The 18936-nt window shown below is 60.9% G+C and carries 16 protein-coding genes; 13 read left to right on the top strand and 3 right to left on the bottom strand.

What is annotated here, in order from left to right; all coding sequences use genetic code 11:
• Positions 1–21 precede the first annotated feature (21 nt).
• Complete coding sequence (gene rfbD / locus KDW95_RS17790) at positions 22–933, bottom strand: dTDP-4-dehydrorhamnose reductase (RefSeq protein WP_255853125.1); 912 nt, start codon at positions 931–933, stop codon at positions 22–24.
• Positions 934–1321: 388 nt separating this feature from the next.
• Here rfbD and xdhA point away from each other — a divergent pair, with 388 nt between their 5' ends.
• Genes xdhA through guaD form a run of 4 tightly spaced genes read left to right on the top strand, consistent with a single transcriptional unit; the run spans position 1322 to position 7365 of the window.
• On the top strand, positions 1322–2761 hold the full coding sequence (gene xdhA, locus KDW95_RS17785) for a xanthine dehydrogenase small subunit (RefSeq protein ID WP_255853124.1): 1440 nt from the start codon (positions 1322–1324) through the stop codon (positions 2759–2761).
• The gene (gene xdhB, locus KDW95_RS17780) at positions 2754–5138 is read left to right on the top strand and encodes a xanthine dehydrogenase molybdopterin binding subunit (protein ID WP_255853123.1); all 2385 of its coding nucleotides are present in this window, start codon (positions 2754–2756) and stop codon (positions 5136–5138) included. The genes xdhA and xdhB overlap by 8 nt, the downstream gene beginning before the upstream one ends.
• 37 nt (positions 5139–5175) lie before the next feature.
• Positions 5176–6009: a xanthine dehydrogenase accessory protein XdhC gene (gene xdhC, locus KDW95_RS17775; protein ID WP_255853122.1), complete on the top strand. Its 834-nt coding sequence runs from the start codon at positions 5176–5178 to the stop codon at positions 6007–6009.
• A gap of 48 nt (positions 6010–6057) precedes the next feature.
• Complete coding sequence (gene guaD / locus KDW95_RS17770; protein WP_255853121.1) at positions 6058–7365, top strand: guanine deaminase; 1308 nt, start codon at positions 6058–6060, stop codon at positions 7363–7365.
• Between the two features lie 100 nt (positions 7366–7465).
• On the opposite strand, the gene KDW95_RS17765 is transcribed toward guaD, so the two are convergent.
• Complete coding sequence (locus KDW95_RS17765; protein ID WP_255853120.1) at positions 7466–8218, bottom strand: GntR family transcriptional regulator; 753 nt, start codon at positions 8216–8218, stop codon at positions 7466–7468.
• A gap of 508 nt (positions 8219–8726) precedes the next feature.
• Here KDW95_RS17765 and KDW95_RS17760 point away from each other — a divergent pair.
• Both KDW95_RS17760 and KDW95_RS17755 read left to right on the top strand, forming a co-directional pair.
• Positions 8727–10040: an NCS2 family permease gene (locus KDW95_RS17760; RefSeq protein ID WP_255853119.1), complete on the top strand. Its 1314-nt coding sequence runs from the start codon at positions 8727–8729 to the stop codon at positions 10038–10040.
• A 148-nt stretch (positions 10041–10188) separates the two neighbouring features.
• A complete protein-coding gene (locus KDW95_RS17755) occupies positions 10189–10812 on the top strand; it encodes a LysE family translocator (RefSeq protein WP_255853118.1) in 624 nt (207 codons plus the stop codon).
• A 183-nt stretch (positions 10813–10995) separates the two neighbouring features.
• Here KDW95_RS17755 and uraH read toward each other — a convergent pair whose 3' ends face one another.
• Complete coding sequence (gene uraH, locus KDW95_RS17750; protein ID WP_255853117.1) at positions 10996–11349, bottom strand: hydroxyisourate hydrolase; 354 nt, start codon at positions 11347–11349, stop codon at positions 10996–10998.
• Positions 11350–11768: 419 nt separating this feature from the next.
• Here uraH and puuE point away from each other — a divergent pair, with 419 nt between their 5' ends.
• The 7 genes from puuE to KDW95_RS17715 all read left to right on the top strand — a co-directional run bounded on the left by puuE (position 11769) and on the right by KDW95_RS17715 (position 18786).
• Entirely contained in the window at positions 11769–12692 is a 924-nt protein-coding gene (gene puuE / locus KDW95_RS17745; protein ID WP_255853116.1) for an allantoinase PuuE, read from the top strand.
• Entirely contained in the window at positions 12689–13216 is a 528-nt protein-coding gene (gene uraD, locus KDW95_RS17740; protein ID WP_255853115.1) for a 2-oxo-4-hydroxy-4-carboxy-5-ureidoimidazoline decarboxylase, read from the top strand. Before puuE ends, uraD begins: the two co-directional genes overlap by 4 nt.
• 34 nt (positions 13217–13250) lie before the next feature.
• A complete protein-coding gene (gene alc, locus KDW95_RS17735) occupies positions 13251–14249 on the top strand; it encodes an allantoicase (RefSeq protein WP_441813615.1) in 999 nt (332 codons plus the stop codon).
• A 12-nt stretch (positions 14250–14261) separates the two neighbouring features.
• The gene (locus KDW95_RS17730) at positions 14262–14762 is read left to right on the top strand and encodes an ureidoglycolate lyase (protein ID WP_255853114.1); all 501 of its coding nucleotides are present in this window, start codon (positions 14262–14264) and stop codon (positions 14760–14762) included.
• 137 nt (positions 14763–14899) lie between these two features.
• The gene (locus tag KDW95_RS17725) at positions 14900–16108 is read left to right on the top strand and encodes a urate hydroxylase PuuD (RefSeq protein ID WP_255853113.1); all 1209 of its coding nucleotides are present in this window, start codon (positions 14900–14902) and stop codon (positions 16106–16108) included.
• A gap of 208 nt (positions 16109–16316) precedes the next feature.
• Positions 16317–17039: an outer membrane protein OmpK gene (locus KDW95_RS17720; protein ID WP_255853112.1), complete on the top strand. Its 723-nt coding sequence runs from the start codon at positions 16317–16319 to the stop codon at positions 17037–17039.
• Between the two features lie 247 nt (positions 17040–17286).
• Positions 17287–18786 carry a nucleobase:cation symporter-2 family protein gene (locus KDW95_RS17715; RefSeq protein ID WP_255853111.1) on the top strand — a complete coding sequence of 500 codons (1500 nt, stop codon included), beginning with the start codon at positions 17287–17289 and terminating at the stop codon, positions 18784–18786.
• Positions 18787–18936 lie beyond the last annotated feature (150 nt).

Genomic DNA, 18936 nt, shown 5'->3' with positions numbered 1-18936 from the left:
TCTCTTTTGGCGAGGGATTAATCAGAAGCGTTCGTAGAGCTTGCGCACCAGCGCCACCAGCTCACCGCGCCAGGGGCGCTGGCGAATACCAAAGGTGCTGAGCAACTTGGTGCATTTGAGTACCGAGCTGGCGGGACGTTCCGCCTCGGTGGGAAAGTTGATGCTGGCTACCGGCATCAGTCGCTCGACCTTGAGCGCCTCGTACTGGCTTGCCGTTGCAATGATCGCTTCACTGAAGGCATAGCGCGTGGTGATCTCGGCCCCGCAATAGTGGTAAGTGCCCCAGGCATCCGCGCCGCACTTGAGCTGCTTGACGATGGCAAGCACCACACGGGCCACATCGGCCGCCGAGGTCGGGCAGCCACGACGGTCATCCACCGACGCCAGCTCGGTTTCGGTGCGCGCCTGCTCCAGCGTGCGCATCAGGAAGTTGTGCCCGCCACCACTGAAAACCCAGCTCACCCGCAAAATGATGTGCCGGGGATGTGATTGGCGCAGCAATTCCTCCCCCAGCCATTTGCTCTGACCGTAAACACCCAGCGGCTGCACGGCATCGTTTTCCCGGTACCCACTGGCGTAGTGACCGTCGAACACGTAGTCCGTGGACAGGTGGATGAGCGGAATATCCAGCTCGGCGCAGATGAGTGCCAGCTGTTCGACGGCCTCGGCATTAAGGCGCATGCAATGCTCATGCTGCCGTTGCGCAGCATCGGCCCGGTTAAAGGCGGCACAATTGATAACATAGTCCGGCTGATGCTGCTCCAGCTGCTGACGGACCTTCGCGGTGTCCGTGATATCAAGCTGCCGGCGCGTAAGGCCGATCACATCAAAAAAGGCATCTGCGCCCGCCTGACCGACCAGCTCACGTCCGACCTGACCCTTAGCTCCCGTTACCAGAATACGTGCCGGCCGACTGAAATAATCACTGGCCATAATGCGATGTATATACCTCCACTGGGAGCAGAAAATTCAGAAATACGCGAACGCGATGAAAGATTTTCACCTTACCACAGAACCCTGCCGGACAATACAGTCCCGCAAGGGTACTTTCGACCGCCACCGCCGCCCCCTGAACGGGGCCTTGCAGCGCCACGCAAAACGCCTGCAAAGGGCTGCAGCCGGGCCGACACAGCGACACCCGCAGACGACAAAAAAGCCGCACCTGGGCGCCAAAACACAGCACCACAACTAAGCTTCAGGCAGAGGTGTACTACACCGAATTTTTCTGACTTTAAAGTCAGTTTTTAGTTGACCCCAAAGTCAGCTTTCGTCTAGAGTCTGTCCATAGACTAATAACTGAACACACAGCAGGAGGTTTTCCTTGATCAGGTTCTTACTCAATCAGGAACTGCGGACAGAGAGCGATCTCGACCCGAACGTCACGGTCCTCAACTATCTGCGGGAAAACCTCGGCAAGACCGGCACCAAGGAAGGCTGCGCCTCGGGTGACTGCGGTGCCTGCACCGTGGTGGTGGGCGAACTGGAAAACGACCGCATTCGCTACCGCACGCTGAATTCCTGCCTGACCTTTGTATCCGCACTGGATGGCAAGCAGCTCATCACCGTGGAAGGGCTCAAGCACCAGGGGCAGATGCACAGCGTGCAACAGGCCATGGTCGACTGCCACGGCTCCCAGTGCGGCTTCTGTACACCCGGCTTTGTCATGTCATTGTTTGCACTGCAAAAAAACAGCCCCCAGCCCGACAAGGCCGCCGCCGAAGAAGCCCTGGCAGGCAACCTGTGCCGCTGCACCGGCTACCGCCCGATCCTGGACGCTGCCGCCAGCAGCTGTACCGCTGCCGCGCAGGACCAGTTTGATCAGCAGCATGAACAGACCCTGGCCCGGCTGCGTGAGATCCAGCCCACCGCCACCACCGAGCTGAACTGCGGCGGCAACCAGAGTTATTCACCATTGACCCTAGCCGACCTGGCCCAGCTGTATCAGGATAATCCGCAAGCCCGGCTGCTGGCCGGTGGCACCGACCTGGCACTGGAAGTCACCCAGATGCACCGCACCCTGCCGGTCATGATCTATGTCGGCAACGTTGCCGAGCTGAAACAGGTCCAGACGTTTGATGACCGCATCGAAATCGGCGCCGCCGTGCCGCTGACCGACTGCTACGACGTGCTGGCCCGCGAATATCCGGATTTCGGTGCCATGCTGCACCGTTTCGCATCACTGCAAATCCGCAACCAGGGTACCCTTGGCGGGAATATCGGCAATGCCTCACCGATCGGCGATTCGCCACCCGCCCTTCTTACACTCGACGCGCAGATCGTTCTGCGCCAGGGCAGCAGCACCCGCACCATCGCGCTGGCCGACTACTTCGTGGACTACCGCGTTACCGTGCGCCAGGAAGCGGAGTTCATCGAAAAAATCATCGTGCCGCGGGCCCAGGGCCGTGACAGCTTTCGCGTCTACAAGATTTCCAAGCGCCTGGATGACGACATCTCCGCCGTCTGCGGTGCCTTCGACCTGCGTATAGAGGACGGTCAGATCACAGACGCCCGCGTCGCCTTTGGTGGCATGGCCGCCATCCCCAAACGCGCCAGCCGCTGCGAACAGACCCTGACCGGCAAGCCCTGGAACCAGGCCACCATCGAGGCTGCCGCCAGGGGACTGGGTGAAGATTTCACCCCCCTCAGCGATTTTCGCGCCAGCAAGGAATACCGCGTGCTCACCGCCGCCAACCTGCTGCGCAAGTACTTCCTGGAACTCAGCACACCGGAGCTGGCTACACGGGTGACCGATTATGTCTAACCACAACAAGATCAGCAGAACGCAGGACGAAATGATGGCGCTGGTGCGCCAGGACCTGCAAACCGGCGTCGGCCGCAAGATTCCCCACGAAAGCGCGGCCAAGCACGTCAGTGGCGAAGCGGTCTATATCGACGACCGGCTGGAATTTCCCAACCAGCTGCACGTCTATGCCCGCCTGAGCGACCGGCCCCACGCCCGTATCATCAGTATCGATACCGCCCCCTGCTACCAGGTGCCGGGCGTGCGCATCGCCATCACCAGCAAGGACGTGCCGGGCCAGCTCGACATCGGCGCCGTGGCGCCGGGTGATCCACTGCTGGCCGATGGCAAGGTGGAATATGTCGGCCAGCCGGTGATCGCCGTGGCCGCCGACAGCCTGGACAACGCCCGCCGCGCCGCCATGGCCGCGGTCATCGAATACGAAGACCTCGAAGCCGTGCTCAGCGTGGAAGAGGCGCTGAAGAAGAAACACTTCGTGCTCGACAGCCACCAGCACAAGCGCGGCGATTCCGCCAAAGCACTGGCGGGCGCACCCCATCGCCTGCAGGACAGCCTGCATATCGGTGGCCAGGAGCACTTCTACCTCGAAACCCAGATTTCGTCGGTCATTCCCACCGAAGATGACGGCATGATCGTCTACACCTCCAGCCAGAACCCCACCGAGGTACAGAAACTGGTGGCCGAGGTACTCGACGTGCCGATGCACAAGGTGGTGATCGACATGCGCCGCATGGGCGGCGGTTTTGGTGGCAAGGAAACCCAGGCGGCCGGTCCCGCCTGCCTCTGTGCTGTCATCGCCCGCCTCACCGGCCAGCCCACCAAGATGCGCCTGCCCCGGGTCGACGACATGCTGATGACCGGCAAGCGCCACCCTTTTTATGTCGAGTACGATGTCGGCTTTGACGACAACGGCCGCCTGCACGGCATCGACCTGGTACTGGCGGGCAACTGCGGCTACTCGCCGGACCTGTCGGGCTCCATCGTCGACCGCGCCATGTTCCATGCCGACAACGCCTATTACCTGGGCGATGCCACCGTCACCGGTCATCGCTGCAAGACCAACACCGCCTCCAACACCGCCTACCGCGGTTTCGGCGGCCCCCAGGGCATGGTGGCCATCGAGTACATCATGGATGATATCGCCCGCACTCTGGGCAGGGACCCGCTGGAAGTGCGCAAGCACAACTACTACGGCAAGACCGAGCGCAACGTGACGCACTACTACCAGACCGTCGAGGACAACATGCTCGACGAGATGACCGCCGAGCTCGAAGCCAGCAGCGAATACCGCCAGCGTCGTGAAGCCATTAGCGCGTTCAATGCCAGCAACAGGATACTGAAGAAGGGCATCGCCCTGACACCGGTGAAATTCGGCATTTCCTTCACCGCCACCTTCCTTAACCAGGCCGGCGCGCTGGTGCATGTCTACACCGATGGCAGCATCCACCTCAACCACGGCGGCACCGAGATGGGCCAGGGCCTGAACACCAAGGTCGCCCAGATCGTGGCCGAAGAGTTCCAGGTTGAAGTCGAGCGCATCCAGATCACCGCGACCAATACCGACAAGGTGCCCAACACCTCGCCGACCGCGGCCTCCAGCGGCACCGATCTCAACGGCAAGGCGGCGCAGAATGCCGCCCGCACCATCCGAGGCCGGCTGGTCAGCTTCGCCGCCGCCCACTTCAAGGTGTCCGAGGAAGATATCGAGTTCCGCAACAGCCATGTGCGCATCCGCGAGCAGGTAATGCCGTTCGACGAGCTGATTCAGCTGGCCTATTTCAACCAGATCTCGCTGTCCAGCACCGGTTTTTACCGCACGCCGAAGATCTACTACGACCGCGACCAGGCCCGCGGCCGGCCGTTCTACTACTACGCCTACGGCGCTGCCTGCTCCGAGGTGCTGCTCGACACCCTGACCGGCGAATACCGCATGCTGCGCACCGATATCCTGCATGACGTCGGCGCCTCGCTGAACCCGGCCATCGATATCGGCCAGGTGGAGGGCGGTTTCGTGCAGGGCATGGGCTGGCTCACCATGGAAGAACTCAACTGGAACCCCCAGGGCAAGCTGACCACCAACAGCCCGGCCAGCTACAAGATTCCGACGGTGGCCGACATGCCGCTGGACCTGCGTGTACGCCTGGTGGAAAACCGCAAGAACCCCGAAGACACGGTGTTCCATTCCAAGGCCGTGGGGGAACCGCCGTTCATGCTCGGCATCTCGGTCTGGTGTGCACTCAAGGATGCCATCGCCAGCGTGGCGGATTACCGCTTCAGTCCCCACGTCGACGCACCGGCTACCCCCGAACGGGTGCTCTGGGGCGTCGAGCAGATGAAGACCGCCATGGCCGAAGCGCCGCTGGTGGAAAACATTTAACGGCTCGCCCATGAACGGCATTGCAGGAGAACAGACCATGAACCGGGTTGACTGGATCAGTGCACTGAACAAGCTGCGGGACAGGGGCGAGTCCTGCGTGCTGGTCACCATACTGGACGAGCGCGGCTCCACGCCGCGCAACAATGGCACCAAGATGGTGGTCACGGCGCAGAAAAGCTATGAAACCATCGGTGGCGGCCACCTGGAACACAAGGCCATGCAGATCGCCCGCCAGATGCTCAGCGATGGCGAGTCCGCGGTCCGGCTGGAGAAGTTCTCGCTGGGTGCCAGTCTCGGCCAGTGCTGCGGTGGCGCCACCTCCCTGCTGTTCGAACCGGTGCTGCAGTCCGGTGTACAGATCGCGCTGTTCGGTGCGGGCCATGTTGCCCGCGCCCTGGTGAACCTGCTGGCCACGCTGCCGTGCCGGGTGCGCTGGATCGATTCGCGAGAAAACGAATTCCCGCCGCAGCTTCCACACAATGTCGAGAAAGTCGTCACCGAATTCCCGGTCGACGAGGTGGACGACCTGCCCACCCACAGCTACTGCATCGTGCTGACCCACAATCACCAGCTGGATCTGGAGCTGAGCGAGCGCATTCTCAGGCGTGGTGACTTCGACTATTTCGGTCTGATAGGCTCGCGCACCAAGCGCAAGCGCTTCGAACACCGGCTGCGCGCCAAGGGCATGGATGATGCCCTGCTGGCCCGCATGATCTGCCCCATGGGCACGCCCGAGGTCAAGGGCAAGCTGCCGGCCGAAATTGCCATCGCCATTGCCGGCGAAGTCATCGCGCACTACAACGCCGACTTCGGGGCAGAGAAAAAACGCCCGGGCGAAACACAGGCCCTGAGCATCTGCCGGCCTGCCTGAGACACCCTTTTAACGACCCACATTCAGCTTCAAGAGCGACCGGAACCCATGACTTCAGCACGCAAGGCTTACCGCGCCTCCATTCTCCACAGCATCGCCGATCCGGCCGAGGTGGGCATCGAGGCGTCCTACGAATACTTTGACGACGGCCTGCTGATCGTCAGCGACGGTCAGGTCGAGGCCCTGGGCGAGGCCGAATCCCTGCTGGCTGAGCTGCCGGCGGGAACAGAGGTGGTGGAACATGCCAACGGCCTGCTGATGCCGGGCTTTATCGATACCCATATCCACTACCCGCAGACCGGCATGATCGCCGCCTACGGCGAGCAGCTGCTGGACTGGCTCAACAATTACACCTTCCCGGCCGAGCGCGAATTCGAGAACCCCGAGCACGCCGCCGAAGTCGCCGACGTTTTCATTCGCGAGCTGCTGCGCAACGGCACCACCAGTGCCCTGGTGTTCGGCACCGTACACAAGGCCTCGGTCGATGCCTTCTTCAGTGCCGCCGAACAGCGCAACCTGCGCATGATTGGCGGCAAGGTACTGATGGACCGCAATGCGCCGGACTACCTGACCGATACCGCCGAGTCCGGCTACCAGGACAGCCGCGAGCTGATCGAACGCTGGCACGGCAAGGGCCGCTTGCACTACGCCGTCACGCCGCGCTTTGCGCCGACCAGCACCGATGAACAGCTGGCCAGCGCCGGGCAGCTGCTGCACGAGTACGACGGCCTTTATATGCATACCCACCTGTCGGAAAACCGCGACGAGGTGGAATGGGTCAAATCCCTGTTCCCGCAGTGCAGCGGCTACCTGGATGTCTACGACCATTTCAACCTGCTGAGCGAGCGTTCGGTGTTTGCCCACGGCATTCACCTGTGCGACGACGAATGCCAGCGCCTGGCACAAACCGGCTCTGCCATCGCCTTTTGCCCGACATCCAACCTGTTTCTGGGCAGCGGCCTGTTCAACCTGCCCAAGATGGAACAGCACGGCGTGAACGTCGGCCTTGGCACCGATGTCGGCGCCGGCACCAGCTTCTCGATCCTGCAAACCCTGAACGAGGCCTACAAGGTCATGCAGCTGCAGGGCGCCAAGCTAAGCCCGTTCAAATCGCTTTACCTGGCGACCCTGGGTGGCGCCCGCGCCCTGCGCCTGGATGACCGCATCGGCAGCTTAGCGCCGGGCAATGAAGCCGATTTCGTGCTGCTCGACTACCACTGCACCCCGCTGATGCAGTACCGCATGCAGCAGGCCCGCACCCTGGACGAACGACTGTTCGTACTGATGACACTGGGTGACGACCGCGCCGTGCGTGCGACCTTCGCCGCCGGCCAGTGCGTACACCAGCGCGACTGAGTTCAGCCCATCAAAGGTGGCAACCATGATGATGACAGGCCCACAAAAAAGCCCCCTGCCTTGCGGCGAGGGGGCTCTGATCAGCAGACCGGCGGTCGCGTTACTTGGCGCCTTTCTTGCGATCCAGCATCAGGTGCGAGAACACCGCGTGCAGGTCGCCGGACGCGCCGTCATCCTGCAGGTTCAGCTTGTGATCGATATGGTCCAGGTGGTGCATCATCAGTTCGACCGCGCGGGCCTTGTCGCGTTGCTCAATCGCCTTGATCAGCTGGTTGTGTTCATCGTAGGAACAGTGCGAACGGTTGCCGGTTTCGTAACGGGCAATGATCAGGGACGTCTGGGAAACCAGGCTGCGCTGGAAGTTCAGCAAGGGCGCATTGTTGGCCATCAGCGCCAGCTGCAGGTGGAACTCGCCCGACAGGCGAATACCCGACCCCCGGTCGCCCTTGTCGAAACAGGCCTGCTCTTCCTTCACCAGCCGCTTCATGTTGGCAATCTGATCGCTGGTGGCATGCTCGACGGCCAGTTCCGTGATGGCGCGCTCAACGATGCGCCGTGCAAAGGAAATCTGGCGTGCCTCTTCGAGGCTGGGCTCGGCCACGACGGCACCACGGTTGGGGCGCAGCAGAACGACCTGCTCATGGGCCAGGCGCGACAGCGCACGGCGAATGATGGTGCGGCTGACGCCAAAGATCTCGCCCAGGGCTTCTTCGCTCAGCTTGGTACCCGGCGCAAGACGCTGCTCCAGGATGGCATCAAAGATATGCGCATAGACCACATCATCCTGGGTGCCGGTACGCGCCTCGCGCGAATTGCCGCTCTGGCCGATGATCTGCTGCAATCGATCGTTCATAGGTGTGACCACATTCTGCTGTCCGGTACTTCGGCGACAGCGCCACGGCGGGCGTTATGGCGGCCAAGTACACAAAGGAATTGTTTAAGTGCCGTGAATAGTACACAGGACGCGAACAATTGTACACGCGACTTGGGAACAATTTACCCTGTATTGCATCGACCTGCGGGACTTCGGTGCCGGGAAAGCCGGCGTGACGGGAGTTTTACGCCTGCTGCCCTGCCACCGCTTTGGAAAACCGGGAGGCCAGCTGTTGCGCCCGCTGCAATCCATTTTCATGCGTTTTTGAGTTCATAATGGAATTTAACAACTGACCGGAGACCCCGCCAACCCTTGATATTTTTGTATACAATTTTAGAATACACCCGGCTGAAGCATCAGTCTGGTATTGCAACGCAGGGATAGCCAGTCCATTACAACGGTGAGCAACCGCTCTCAATACCAATAAAAGAAATAAGGAGTACGCGTCGTGGCGAGCATTCAACAAGAACAAGATGCCGCTCATTCCATGAATGAGCCACAGGCCACCGGTTTTCTCGATCGCTTTTTTAAACTGAGCGAACACAAAACCAACGTCCGCACCGAACTGATCGCAGGCATGACAACCTTTGTCACCATGGCCTACATCATCTTCGTGAACCCCAATATCATGTCCGACGCCGGCATCGACCATGGTGCCGCCTTTGTGGCGACCTGCATCGGTGCGGCCCTGGCCTGCTTCCTGATGGGACTCTATGCCAACTGGCCGGTCGGACTGGCGCCCGGCATGGGTCTTAACGCCTTCTTTACCTACACGGTGGTTGGCGACATGGGCTACAACTGGGAAATCGCCCTGGGGGCGGTATTCCTGTCCGGCATCCTGTTCGTGATTCTCAGTTTCTGGCATATCCGCGAGTGGCTGCTCAACAGCATTCCGGCCAGCCTGCGTTTCGCCATGGGCGCCGGTGTCGGCCTGTTTCTGGGGATCATCGGCCTGAAAACCGCCGGCATCGTTGTCGACAGCCCGGCCACCCTGATCACCATGGGCTCCTTTACCGAGCCATCGGTACTGCTGGCCGGACTCTGCTTCCTGATGATCGCCGTGTTGTCGCACCGCCGCGTATTCGGCGCCGTGCTGATCAGCATCCTGGCCGTGACCCTGATCGGCTGGGGCCTGGGCCTGGTGGAATATCGCGGCCTGGTTTCCATGCCCCCGAGCCTGGCGCCCACCTTCCTGGCCATGGATATCGCCGGTGCCTTTGATGTCGCCATGATCAGCGTGATTCTGGCCTTCCTGTTCGTCAACATGTTCGACACCGCCGGTACCCTGATGGCCGTGGCGCACCGCGCCAACCTGATCCGTGAAGACGGCTATATCGAAAACATGAGCAAGGCCCTGAAAGCCGACAGCAGCTCCAGCGTTGTCGGCTCCCTGGTGGGCTGCCCGCCGGTGACCAGCTACGTCGAAAGCGCCTCCGGTATCGCTGCCGGCGGCCGTACCGGCCTTACCGCCGTTACCGTGGGCGTGCTCTTTGCCGCCGCCGTGTTCCTGGCTCCCCTGGCCGGCATGATCCCGGCCTATGCCACCGCCGGTGCCCTGATCTACGTTGCCATGCTGATGATGGGTGGCCTGAGCCAGATCGAATGGGAAGATCAGACCGACATGATCCCGGCCATCGTCACCGTGGTGATGATGCCGCTGACCTTCTCCATTGCCAACGGCATCGCCCTGGGCTTTGTCACCTACACCATCATGAAGGTCTGCACCGGGCAGAAGAGCAAGATATCCGCCGCGATGTATGTACTCTGCGCCATTTTCGTCGCCAAGTTCATATTCCTGTGATGGCCATTCAAGGAGCCTGACCCGTGCGCCGGCAAGCCCGGCGGCAGCGGCTCCCTAACCCTGCCTGGCGCTGAAACGATTCAGCGCCAGGCACACCCGCAGCGGCCTCCCGGCCGCTGCGGGTCTTTTTGCTTGAGGAGAAGCACCGATGCTGCTGGACACCTGGCTGCTCTATACCGCCGCAATCTTCGTGGTGATTCTGATACCGGGCCCACTGTCGCTGCTGATGGTCAGCAACAGCCTGAACTACGGCATCCTGCGCACCACCCCGGCCTTTCTGGGCGGTGTCAGCGCCTCGGTGCTGCTACTGACCGCCTCCGCCCTGGGCCTGGGCGCACTGCTGATGGCCTCGGAACAGCTGTTCAGCGTCCTGAAAATCGCCGGCGCCCTCTACCTCTTCTACCTGGCCTGGCGCAGCTGGCGCGAAGCACGCCAACTGCACGCCTGCGATCTGGCACAGAAACAGCGTACCCCGGGCTTCAAGACCATGTTCTGGCAGGCCTTTGGCCTGGGTGCCAGCAACCCCAAGGACATCCTGTTCTTTGCCGCCTTTCTGCCGCAATTCATCAACGCCAACAGCTCGTTGCTGGCACAGCTGCTGATCATGATCGTCACCTGGGCCTGCGCCGACCTCATCTGCAAGCTGGGTTACGGATTCTGCGCCCGCGGTGCGGCACGTTTCATGACAACCGCATCGAGCCGCGCCTGGTTCAGCCGCTTTACCGCCGGCATCTTCGCCAGCGCCGGCACCGCCGCGCTGCTGAGCCGCTAGTCAAGGCAGGTTAAAAGCAGGTGAAAGGAAAAAGGGACAAGGGACAAGAGCTGAGTGCTTCGAGCTGTCAGCCGTAAGCTTAAAGCTGTCAGCTTACGGCTGAAAGCTGCCGGAAAGGGGAAACCGCAGGGCTTTTCGGCCGCTGCGGTTTTTTGTGTCGACAGTAAAAAGGACGGTGGCGGATCAGCTGCCGCGGTAGGTCGAATAGCTGTACGGCGAGATCAGCAGCGGCACATGGTAGTGATCGTCTTCGGCCGAAATGCCAAAGCGCAGCGGGACCTGATCCAGGAAAGCCGGCTCCGGCAGCTCAACACCCTGGGCCCGAAAGTAGTCGCCGGCGTGGAACAGCAGCTCATAGACACCGGCCACAAAGGCATCGCCTTCCAGTACCGGGCTGTCACAGCGGCCATCATCGTTGGTCACCGTCGTCAGCAGCAGCTCACGCTCCTGGCCCCTGATGCGATAGAGATCAATGCGGATTTCATTACCCGGGCGGCCGTGGGCGGCATCCAGTACATGTGTAGTCAGGTATCCCATAGTCAAAGAGGCCTCTGGCATCTACCGCCAGATCGCTGGCGCCATGCCGTATCGCCCCCTCCTCCTCTTCAGTCAAGTCTGCTGGCGTTACACCGGTGTGACGTCAAGCGTTACACCGGAAGCTTCAGGAATAATATACACAGTTTTATTTTTTTGTACACAAAACCAGCGACAACTTGCACTAACCCCAGACTATCAGTACCCGAAGCCTGTCAGCAGCAACGGGCAGACTGCCAACGCTGGCCACCCGCCCACCCGGCATGACCCCACAAAGCTCACAATATGCACAAACAAAAAAGCAAATTCATTTACAAAAGCAGATATTTTTTGTATACAATAAAACACATCAACGCTTCTGCCATCCATATCGGCAGCTGAACCCGAACCCCTACACCGGAATATCGAGAAGGAGTCGCCCTGTGAGCAATGATTACCCACGCGACCTGGTTGGCTACGGCGCCAACCCCCCGCACCCCCACTGGCCGGGCGACGCACGCATCGCACTCTCTTTTGTCCTTAATTACGAAGAGGGCGGCGAACGCTGCATCCTGCACGGTGACAAGGAATCCGAAGCCTTCCTGTCGGAGATGGTTTCAGCGCAGCCGCTGCAGGGCGAGCGCAACATGAGTATGGAGTCGCTGTACGAGTATGGCAGCCGCGTGGGCGTCTGGCGCTTGCTGCGCCTGTTCAAGAAGCATGATATCCCGCTGACGATCTTTGCCGTCGCCATGGCCGCCGAGCGCCACCCCGACGTCATTCAGGCCATGCATGCCGCCGGCCACGAAATCTGCAGCCACGGCTACCGTTGGATCGACTACCAGTACATGGATGAGTCCGAAGAACGCGATCACATGCAGCGCGCCATCGAGATCCTCACCCGGATCACCGGCGAACGCCCGCTGGGCTGGTACACCGGCCGTACCGGCCCGAACACCCGTAACCTGGTGATGCAGGAAGGCGGCTTTCTGTACGATTCCGACACCTACGACGATGACCTGCCCTACTGGGCTGACAATAACGGCAAGGGCCACCTAGTGATCCCCTACACGCTGGACACCAATGACATGCGTTTCTCCCAGGTGCAGGGTTTCAACTGCGGCGAGCAGTTCTACCAGTACCTGAAAGATGCCTTTGACGTGCTCTATGCTGAGGGGGCCGAGGCACCCAAAATGCTGTCCATCGGCATGCACTGCCGCCTGCTGGGTCGTCCCGCACGCATGGCCGCACTGGAAAAGTTTATCAAGTATGCCAGCAGCCACGACAAGGTCTGGTTCACCCGCCGCGTCGATATCGCGCGCCACTGGCATGAAACCCACCCGTACCAGGCCGGGGAGAACAAATGAGCCCGTTCAAGACCTGCACCCCCAGTACGCTGAGCCGCGACGCCTTCATCCAGCTGCTGGGTGATATCTACGAGCACTCCGCCTGGGTCGCCGAACAGACCTTCGACCAGGCCCGGGCCGAGAACCGGATGGCGGAACTCGACAGCGTCGAGTCGCTGCATGGCCTGATGGCCGCACAGCTGATGCAGGCCTCCCACGAGGCGCAACTGGCGCTGATCAATGCCCACCCGGATTTGGCCGGCAAGGCCGCCGTGCGCGGCGAGCTGACCGCAGCCTCCACCTCGGAGCAGGCCGGCGCCGGTATCAGCGAATGCAACGCCGAAGAGTTTGCCCGCTTTACCGAGCTCAACGCCGCCTACAAGGACAGGTTCAAGTTCCCGTTCATCATGGCGGTCAAGGGCAGCAACCGGCACCAGATACTGGCGGCGTTCGAGGAACGCATCCACAACAGCCCCGAACAGGAGTTCGCGCGCGCACTGGCCGAGATCAACAATATTGCGCTGTTCCGGCTGCAGACGCTCTAAGCGCCGACCGGCAACGCACCCAATGGAAAGAGACATGATGAGCACACAGAATTTCGACAAGTACATCAACCTGGCCGACGCCCGCCTGGGCACCAAAGCCATTGCTGTGACTGACGACTGGTTTGCCGACGTTAACCGCCTGTTCCAGCCCGATGCGGCCGTGTGGAAAGAAGGGGTATTCGACGACAACGGCAAATGGATGGACGGCTGGGAATCGCGCCGCAAGCGCTTTGAAGGCTACGATTCGGCGGTGATCCGCCTGGGCGTACCCGGCACCATCAAGGGTTTTGACATCGACACCAGCCACTTTACCGGCAACTTCCCGCCGTCCGCGTCCATCGACGCCTGCTTCTGCGCCGAAGGCGACCCCAATGAAGACACCCAGTGGCAGGAAATCCTCACCTCGGTCGAGCTGCAGGGCAACAGCCATCACCTGCACGCCATCCAGGACGACCGCGCCTGGACCCACCTGCGCTTTAACATCTATCCCGATGGCGGCGTGGCCCGCCTGCGCGTTTACGGTGTACCTTATCGCGACTGGAGCGCCCAGAGCGCCAGCGAGCAGGTCGACCTGGCCTCGGCCCTGAATGGCGGCCGCGCCCTGGCCTGCAGCGATGAGCACTTCGGCCGCATGAGCAACATCCTCAACCCGGGGCGCGGTATCAACATGGGTGATGGCTGGGAAACCGCCCGTCGCCGCACACCGGGCAACGACTGGGTCATCGTCGCGCTGGGCCACCCCGGTGAAATTGAACAGATCGTTGTCGACACCCTGCACTTCAAGGGCAACTACCCGGACAGCTGCTCCATCCAGGCGGCCTATGTTGAAGGCGGCACCGACTCCCAGATCGAGGCGCGCAGCCTGTACTGGCGCGAGCTGCTGCCCTCGCAGAAACTGGAAATGCACCAGGAACACAGCTTCGCCGCCCAGATCAAGGATCTTGGCCCGGTGACGCACGTGCGCCTGAACATCTTCCCCGACGGGGGTGTAAGCCGGCTGCGCCTGCTCGGCCGCATCGCCAAGAAAGCCTGAGGCAATAACGCCATGCTGAAGCTAAAGATTGAAACGCTGAGCAAGGAGGCCTTCGCCCCTTTCGGAGACCTGATTGCCAGCGAGGGTCATGACTTTTTCATGATCAACAATGGGTCCACGCGCCGCTACCACCGTCTGGCCGAGGTGGAAACCGGCACTGAAGGCACGCCGATAATCAGCATTTTCCGGGCCCAGACGCTTCCCATGCCCCTGCGGGTGCGCATGATGGAGCGCCATCCGCTGGGCAGCCAGGCCTTTATTCCGATGCGTGGCAACCCGTTCCTGATCCTGGTGGCGCCGCCGGGGGATGATCTGACATCATCCCAACTGCGCGCCTTTTACAGCGACGGCTCCCAGGGCGTGAATTACAGGCCCGGTGTCTGGCACCATCCGATACTGGCATTGACCGACCCGGACGAGTTCCTGGTGGTCGACCGGGCCGGGCCCGGCAACAACTGTGACGAATTTTTCTTCGCCGACAGCGAAGAAATCGTGCTCGACCCGGAGCACTGAAGCAAAGAGCACTAAAAACCGGGTCACTAAAAACCCAAACTTTAACCACAACGACTAGCAGCAATTTGGGGCCGGGGAGCAGAAAACCCAGGTTCAGTCACTGGCCTTGCAGGGCCGGTGCATCTGAGGAGCGAACTATGGATCCGCATATTACCGAATGGCTCAACCTGACCGCCCGCTGGGTACACATGATCGTGGGCATTGCCTGGATCGGCGCATCTTTCTACTTTGTCTGGCTGGAAAACCACCTCGACCGCAGCAATCCCCGTGAAGGCCTGTCGGGTGACCTCTGGGCCATCCACGGCGGTGGTATTTACCACCTTGAGAAGTACAAGCTGGCGCCGCCGAAAATGCCGGAAGAGCTGCACTGGTTCAAGTGGGAAGCCTATGCCACCTGGCTCAGTGGCATGGCGCTGCTGACCATCGTGTTTTATCTGAATGCCGACCTTTACCTGGTGGCCCCGGGATCGGACATGAGCCCGACCACCGCCATCGCCATTGGCGTCGGTGCCCTGGTCGCCGGCTGGTTTATCTATGATTTCCTGTGCGATTCGGCCCTTGGAAAAAAACCGGCCCTGCTTGGTGCCCTGCTGTTCGTACTGCTCATCGGTGCCGCCTGGGGCCTGAGCCTGGTATTCAGCGGCCGCGGTGCCTTTATCCATGTTGGCGCCATTATCGGCACCATGATGGTAGGCAACGTCTTTCGCGTCATCATGCCGGGGCAGCGCGCCCTGGTGGGTGCCATCGAAGCCAAGCGTGAACCCGACCCGACCCTGCCGGCCAAGGCGCTGCTGCGTTCGCGTCACAACAACTACCTGACGTTGCCGGTGCTGTTCATCATGATCAGCAACCACTTCCCGAGCACCTACGGCAGCGCCTCCAACTGGATGATCCTGGCGGCGCTGGCGGTACTGAGCGTGCTGGTTCGCCATTACTTCAACACCCGCCATGAAAGCCAGAAACTGGCCTGGACACTGCCGGCGGCTGCGCTGGGCATGGTGGCCCTGGCCTTTGTCACCAAGCCGGACACGGCGGTGACCCCGGTGGAAACCGCCGCCGGCACAACGCCTGCCGCCGTTCAGAGCGTGGAATTCGATGCCGTTTACAACGTCATCCAGCAACACTGCACCAGCTGTCACTCCGCCACCCCCACCAGCCCTGCCTTCAGCACGGCACCCGGCGGCGTGATCATGGATGAGCCCGGCCAGATCAAGCTGCTGGCGGGACGCATCCATGCACAGGCCGTGGCCAGCAATATCATGCCCCTGGGCAACACCACCAACATGACGCAGGAAGAGCGCAACCTGCTCGGCAACTGGGTTGCCGCCGGCGCCCCCACCGAATAGTACGCACTCTCGGAGCCGAACTTTTCCCCTCCGCCCTGGCACGCGCCAGGGCGGTTTTTGCCGTTCTCCGCCCTCTCACAAGGGCCCAGGCATGCCAAAAAGAAAAATCACACCCTGCTTTGTATCCATGAATATCAACAAATGAATACTTTGCTCTGGCCCCATGATCCTTAAACACCTGCAACCACAACAACAATAAGGACAACTGATGATCCGCAAAAGAAACCTGCTCGCCCTGACACTGGGCTGCTCCCTTGCCAGCTCCGCCAGTGCCGACATGCTCTGGAGCGACTTCAGCCTCAGCTACCTCAATGGCAGTGACTATGAAGTCGTGACCCCGACCGGAGAAATGGAAACCCTGACCTTCGAGCACGCCAGCGGCCACAGCTGGGGCGATACCTTTCTGTTTATTGACCGCCTGATGCCGGACGCGCGCGACAGCACCTTCTATGGCGAGTTCTCCCCCCGCCTGGGCCTGTCCGCACTGAGCGGGGCCGACCTGAGCGCAGGCCCCGTCAAGGATGTATTGCTGGCGGGCACTTGGGAGATGGGCGATGGCTTTGACAACCAGCTCTATGGCGTTGGCTTCGCGCTGAACGTACCGGGCTTTCGCTATTTCAACCTGAACCTGTACAGGGCCAGCAACGACCGGTGGGACGACGATGAGCAACTGACCCTGAGCTGGGCTTACCCGTTCGCTATCGGCAATGCCGACTTCCTTATCGACGGCTTCCTCGACTGGTCCAGCAGCTCGGACAGCAACGCCTCGGAAATGAACTTCACTCCACAGCTGAAGTGGAATGCCGGCAAACATCTGGGACTCAAGGCTCCGCTCCATGTCGGGCTGGAATATTCCCACTGGAACAACAAGTTCGGTATTAAGGGCCGCAACGAGCGAAACGCTTCGCTGCTGCTAAAGTTACATTTCTAGGCGTTTTTTGGCCCCGGCAGGGGCGCTGCCGCGCCCCATGTGAAAACCGCTGGCCAAAAATGCATACACACAAATGCGTAATTTTGTGTACAAAAAACATAATAATCATAGACATTAAATTTTCACTCCCCTATATTGGCCACTACCTGACCAACTGGTCAGCATTGTCAGAACCCGTTATCCCGCGGCGGTTTCGGCCCTCGCCACAACCAGCTCTCCATAACAATAAATAGGGTAGGCACTTACCATGACAGCAAAGAATCCCGGGGCACAGGCAAGCCCCACGCCCAACAGGGACCTGATTTATCAGCTTGAGGACACACCGGCTTTCGGCCCTGCATTCTTTGCAGCGCTGCAGCATGTGCTGGCCAGTTTTATCGGCATCATCACACCGACCCTGATTGTCGGCGGCGTACTGGGCCTGGGCAGTGAAGTGCCCTACCTGGTGAGCATGGCGCTGGTGGTTTCCGGTGTCGGTACCTTTATACAGGCACGCCGCATCGGCCCCATTGGTTCCGGCCTGCTCTGTGTGCAGGGCACCAGCTTCGCCTTTCTCAGCACCATCCTCAGCGTCGGCTTTATCGTTAAGAATGCCGGCGGTGGCCCCGATGAAATTCTGGCCACGATCTTTGGTGTCTGCTTTCTTGCCGCCTTTGTCGAGGTCTTTCTCAGCCGCTTTATTCATCGGCTGGGCCGGATTATCACCCCCGTGGTTACCGGCACCGTGATCACCATTATCGGCCTGTCGCTGATCAAGGTGGGCATGACCGACCTGGCGGGTGGCTTCGGGGCCGAAGATTTCGGTTCGCTGGAAAACCTCGGCCTCGGCGGCCTGGTGCTCGCCACCATCATCATCATGAACCGCTTCAGAAACCCGATGATCCGCCTCAGCGCCGTGATCGTCGGCCTACTGGTCGGCTTCACCGTGGCCTGGGCATTGGGACGCGTTGACTTCAGTGGTCTGTCGAGCCTGCCGCTACTGACGGTGCCACAACCCTTCAAGTACGGTTTTTCGTTTGATATCGCCGCCTTTGTTTCCCTGGCCGTGATCTACGTGGTCACCGCGATTGAAACCACCGGCGACCTGACCGCCAACTCCATCGTCTCCAGTCAGCCGGTCAAGGGCCCGGTCTACCTGAACCGCATCAAGTCCGGTGTCCTGGCCGACGGTTTCAACTCCGCCATGGCGGCAGCGCTGAACAGCCTGCCCATGACCACCTTCAGCCAGAACAACGGCGTTATCCAGCTGACCGGTGTCGCCAGCCGCCGCGTGGCCTACTACATCGCCGGCATTCTCGCGCTGCTGGGACTCTTCCCCTATATCGGCGGCATTCTGCAGCAGATGCCAAAACCGGTACTTGGCGGCGCTACCCTCATCATGTTCGGCACCGTGGCTACGGCGGGTGTGAAGATCCTCGCCCAGTGCGAACTGAACCGTCGCAACATGCTGATTGTCGCGGTCTCGATCGGCCTGGGTCTGGGTGTCGCCGCGGTACCGGATGTGCTGCAGGCACTGCCCGATACGGTGAAGAACATCATCGGCTCGCCTGTCAGCATCGGCGCCTTCAGCGCCATCATCCTGAGCCTGTTCCTGCCGGATGAGTCTGCCCAGCACGCCGATGAGGACCTCCCCACCGAACAGCACGCAACAGACGCCGGCCACGCCAGCACTACGGACGCCCGGCAGGCCAGCCAGGCGGATACGCTTGCCAACAGCACCAAGCCGCTCGGTGGCACAGCCTCCTGACCTGACCGGCTGAACCCACAACCGGGAGCGCTGCAGCCTGCAGCACTCCCGGTTTTCTGCGTTGCGCCTTGCATGCACTGCGCCTGGCCACAAGTTGCGACCCTGCGGGGTCGGTCCGCTGTCGCCTTGAGCCGCCTGAGCAGGCGGTGG

Source organism: Marinobacterium rhizophilum (assembly GCF_024397915.1).
Taxonomy (GTDB): Bacteria; Pseudomonadota; Gammaproteobacteria; order Pseudomonadales; family Balneatricaceae; genus Marinobacterium_A; species Marinobacterium_A rhizophilum_A.
This window is presented reverse-complemented; position numbering and strand designations above follow the sequence as displayed.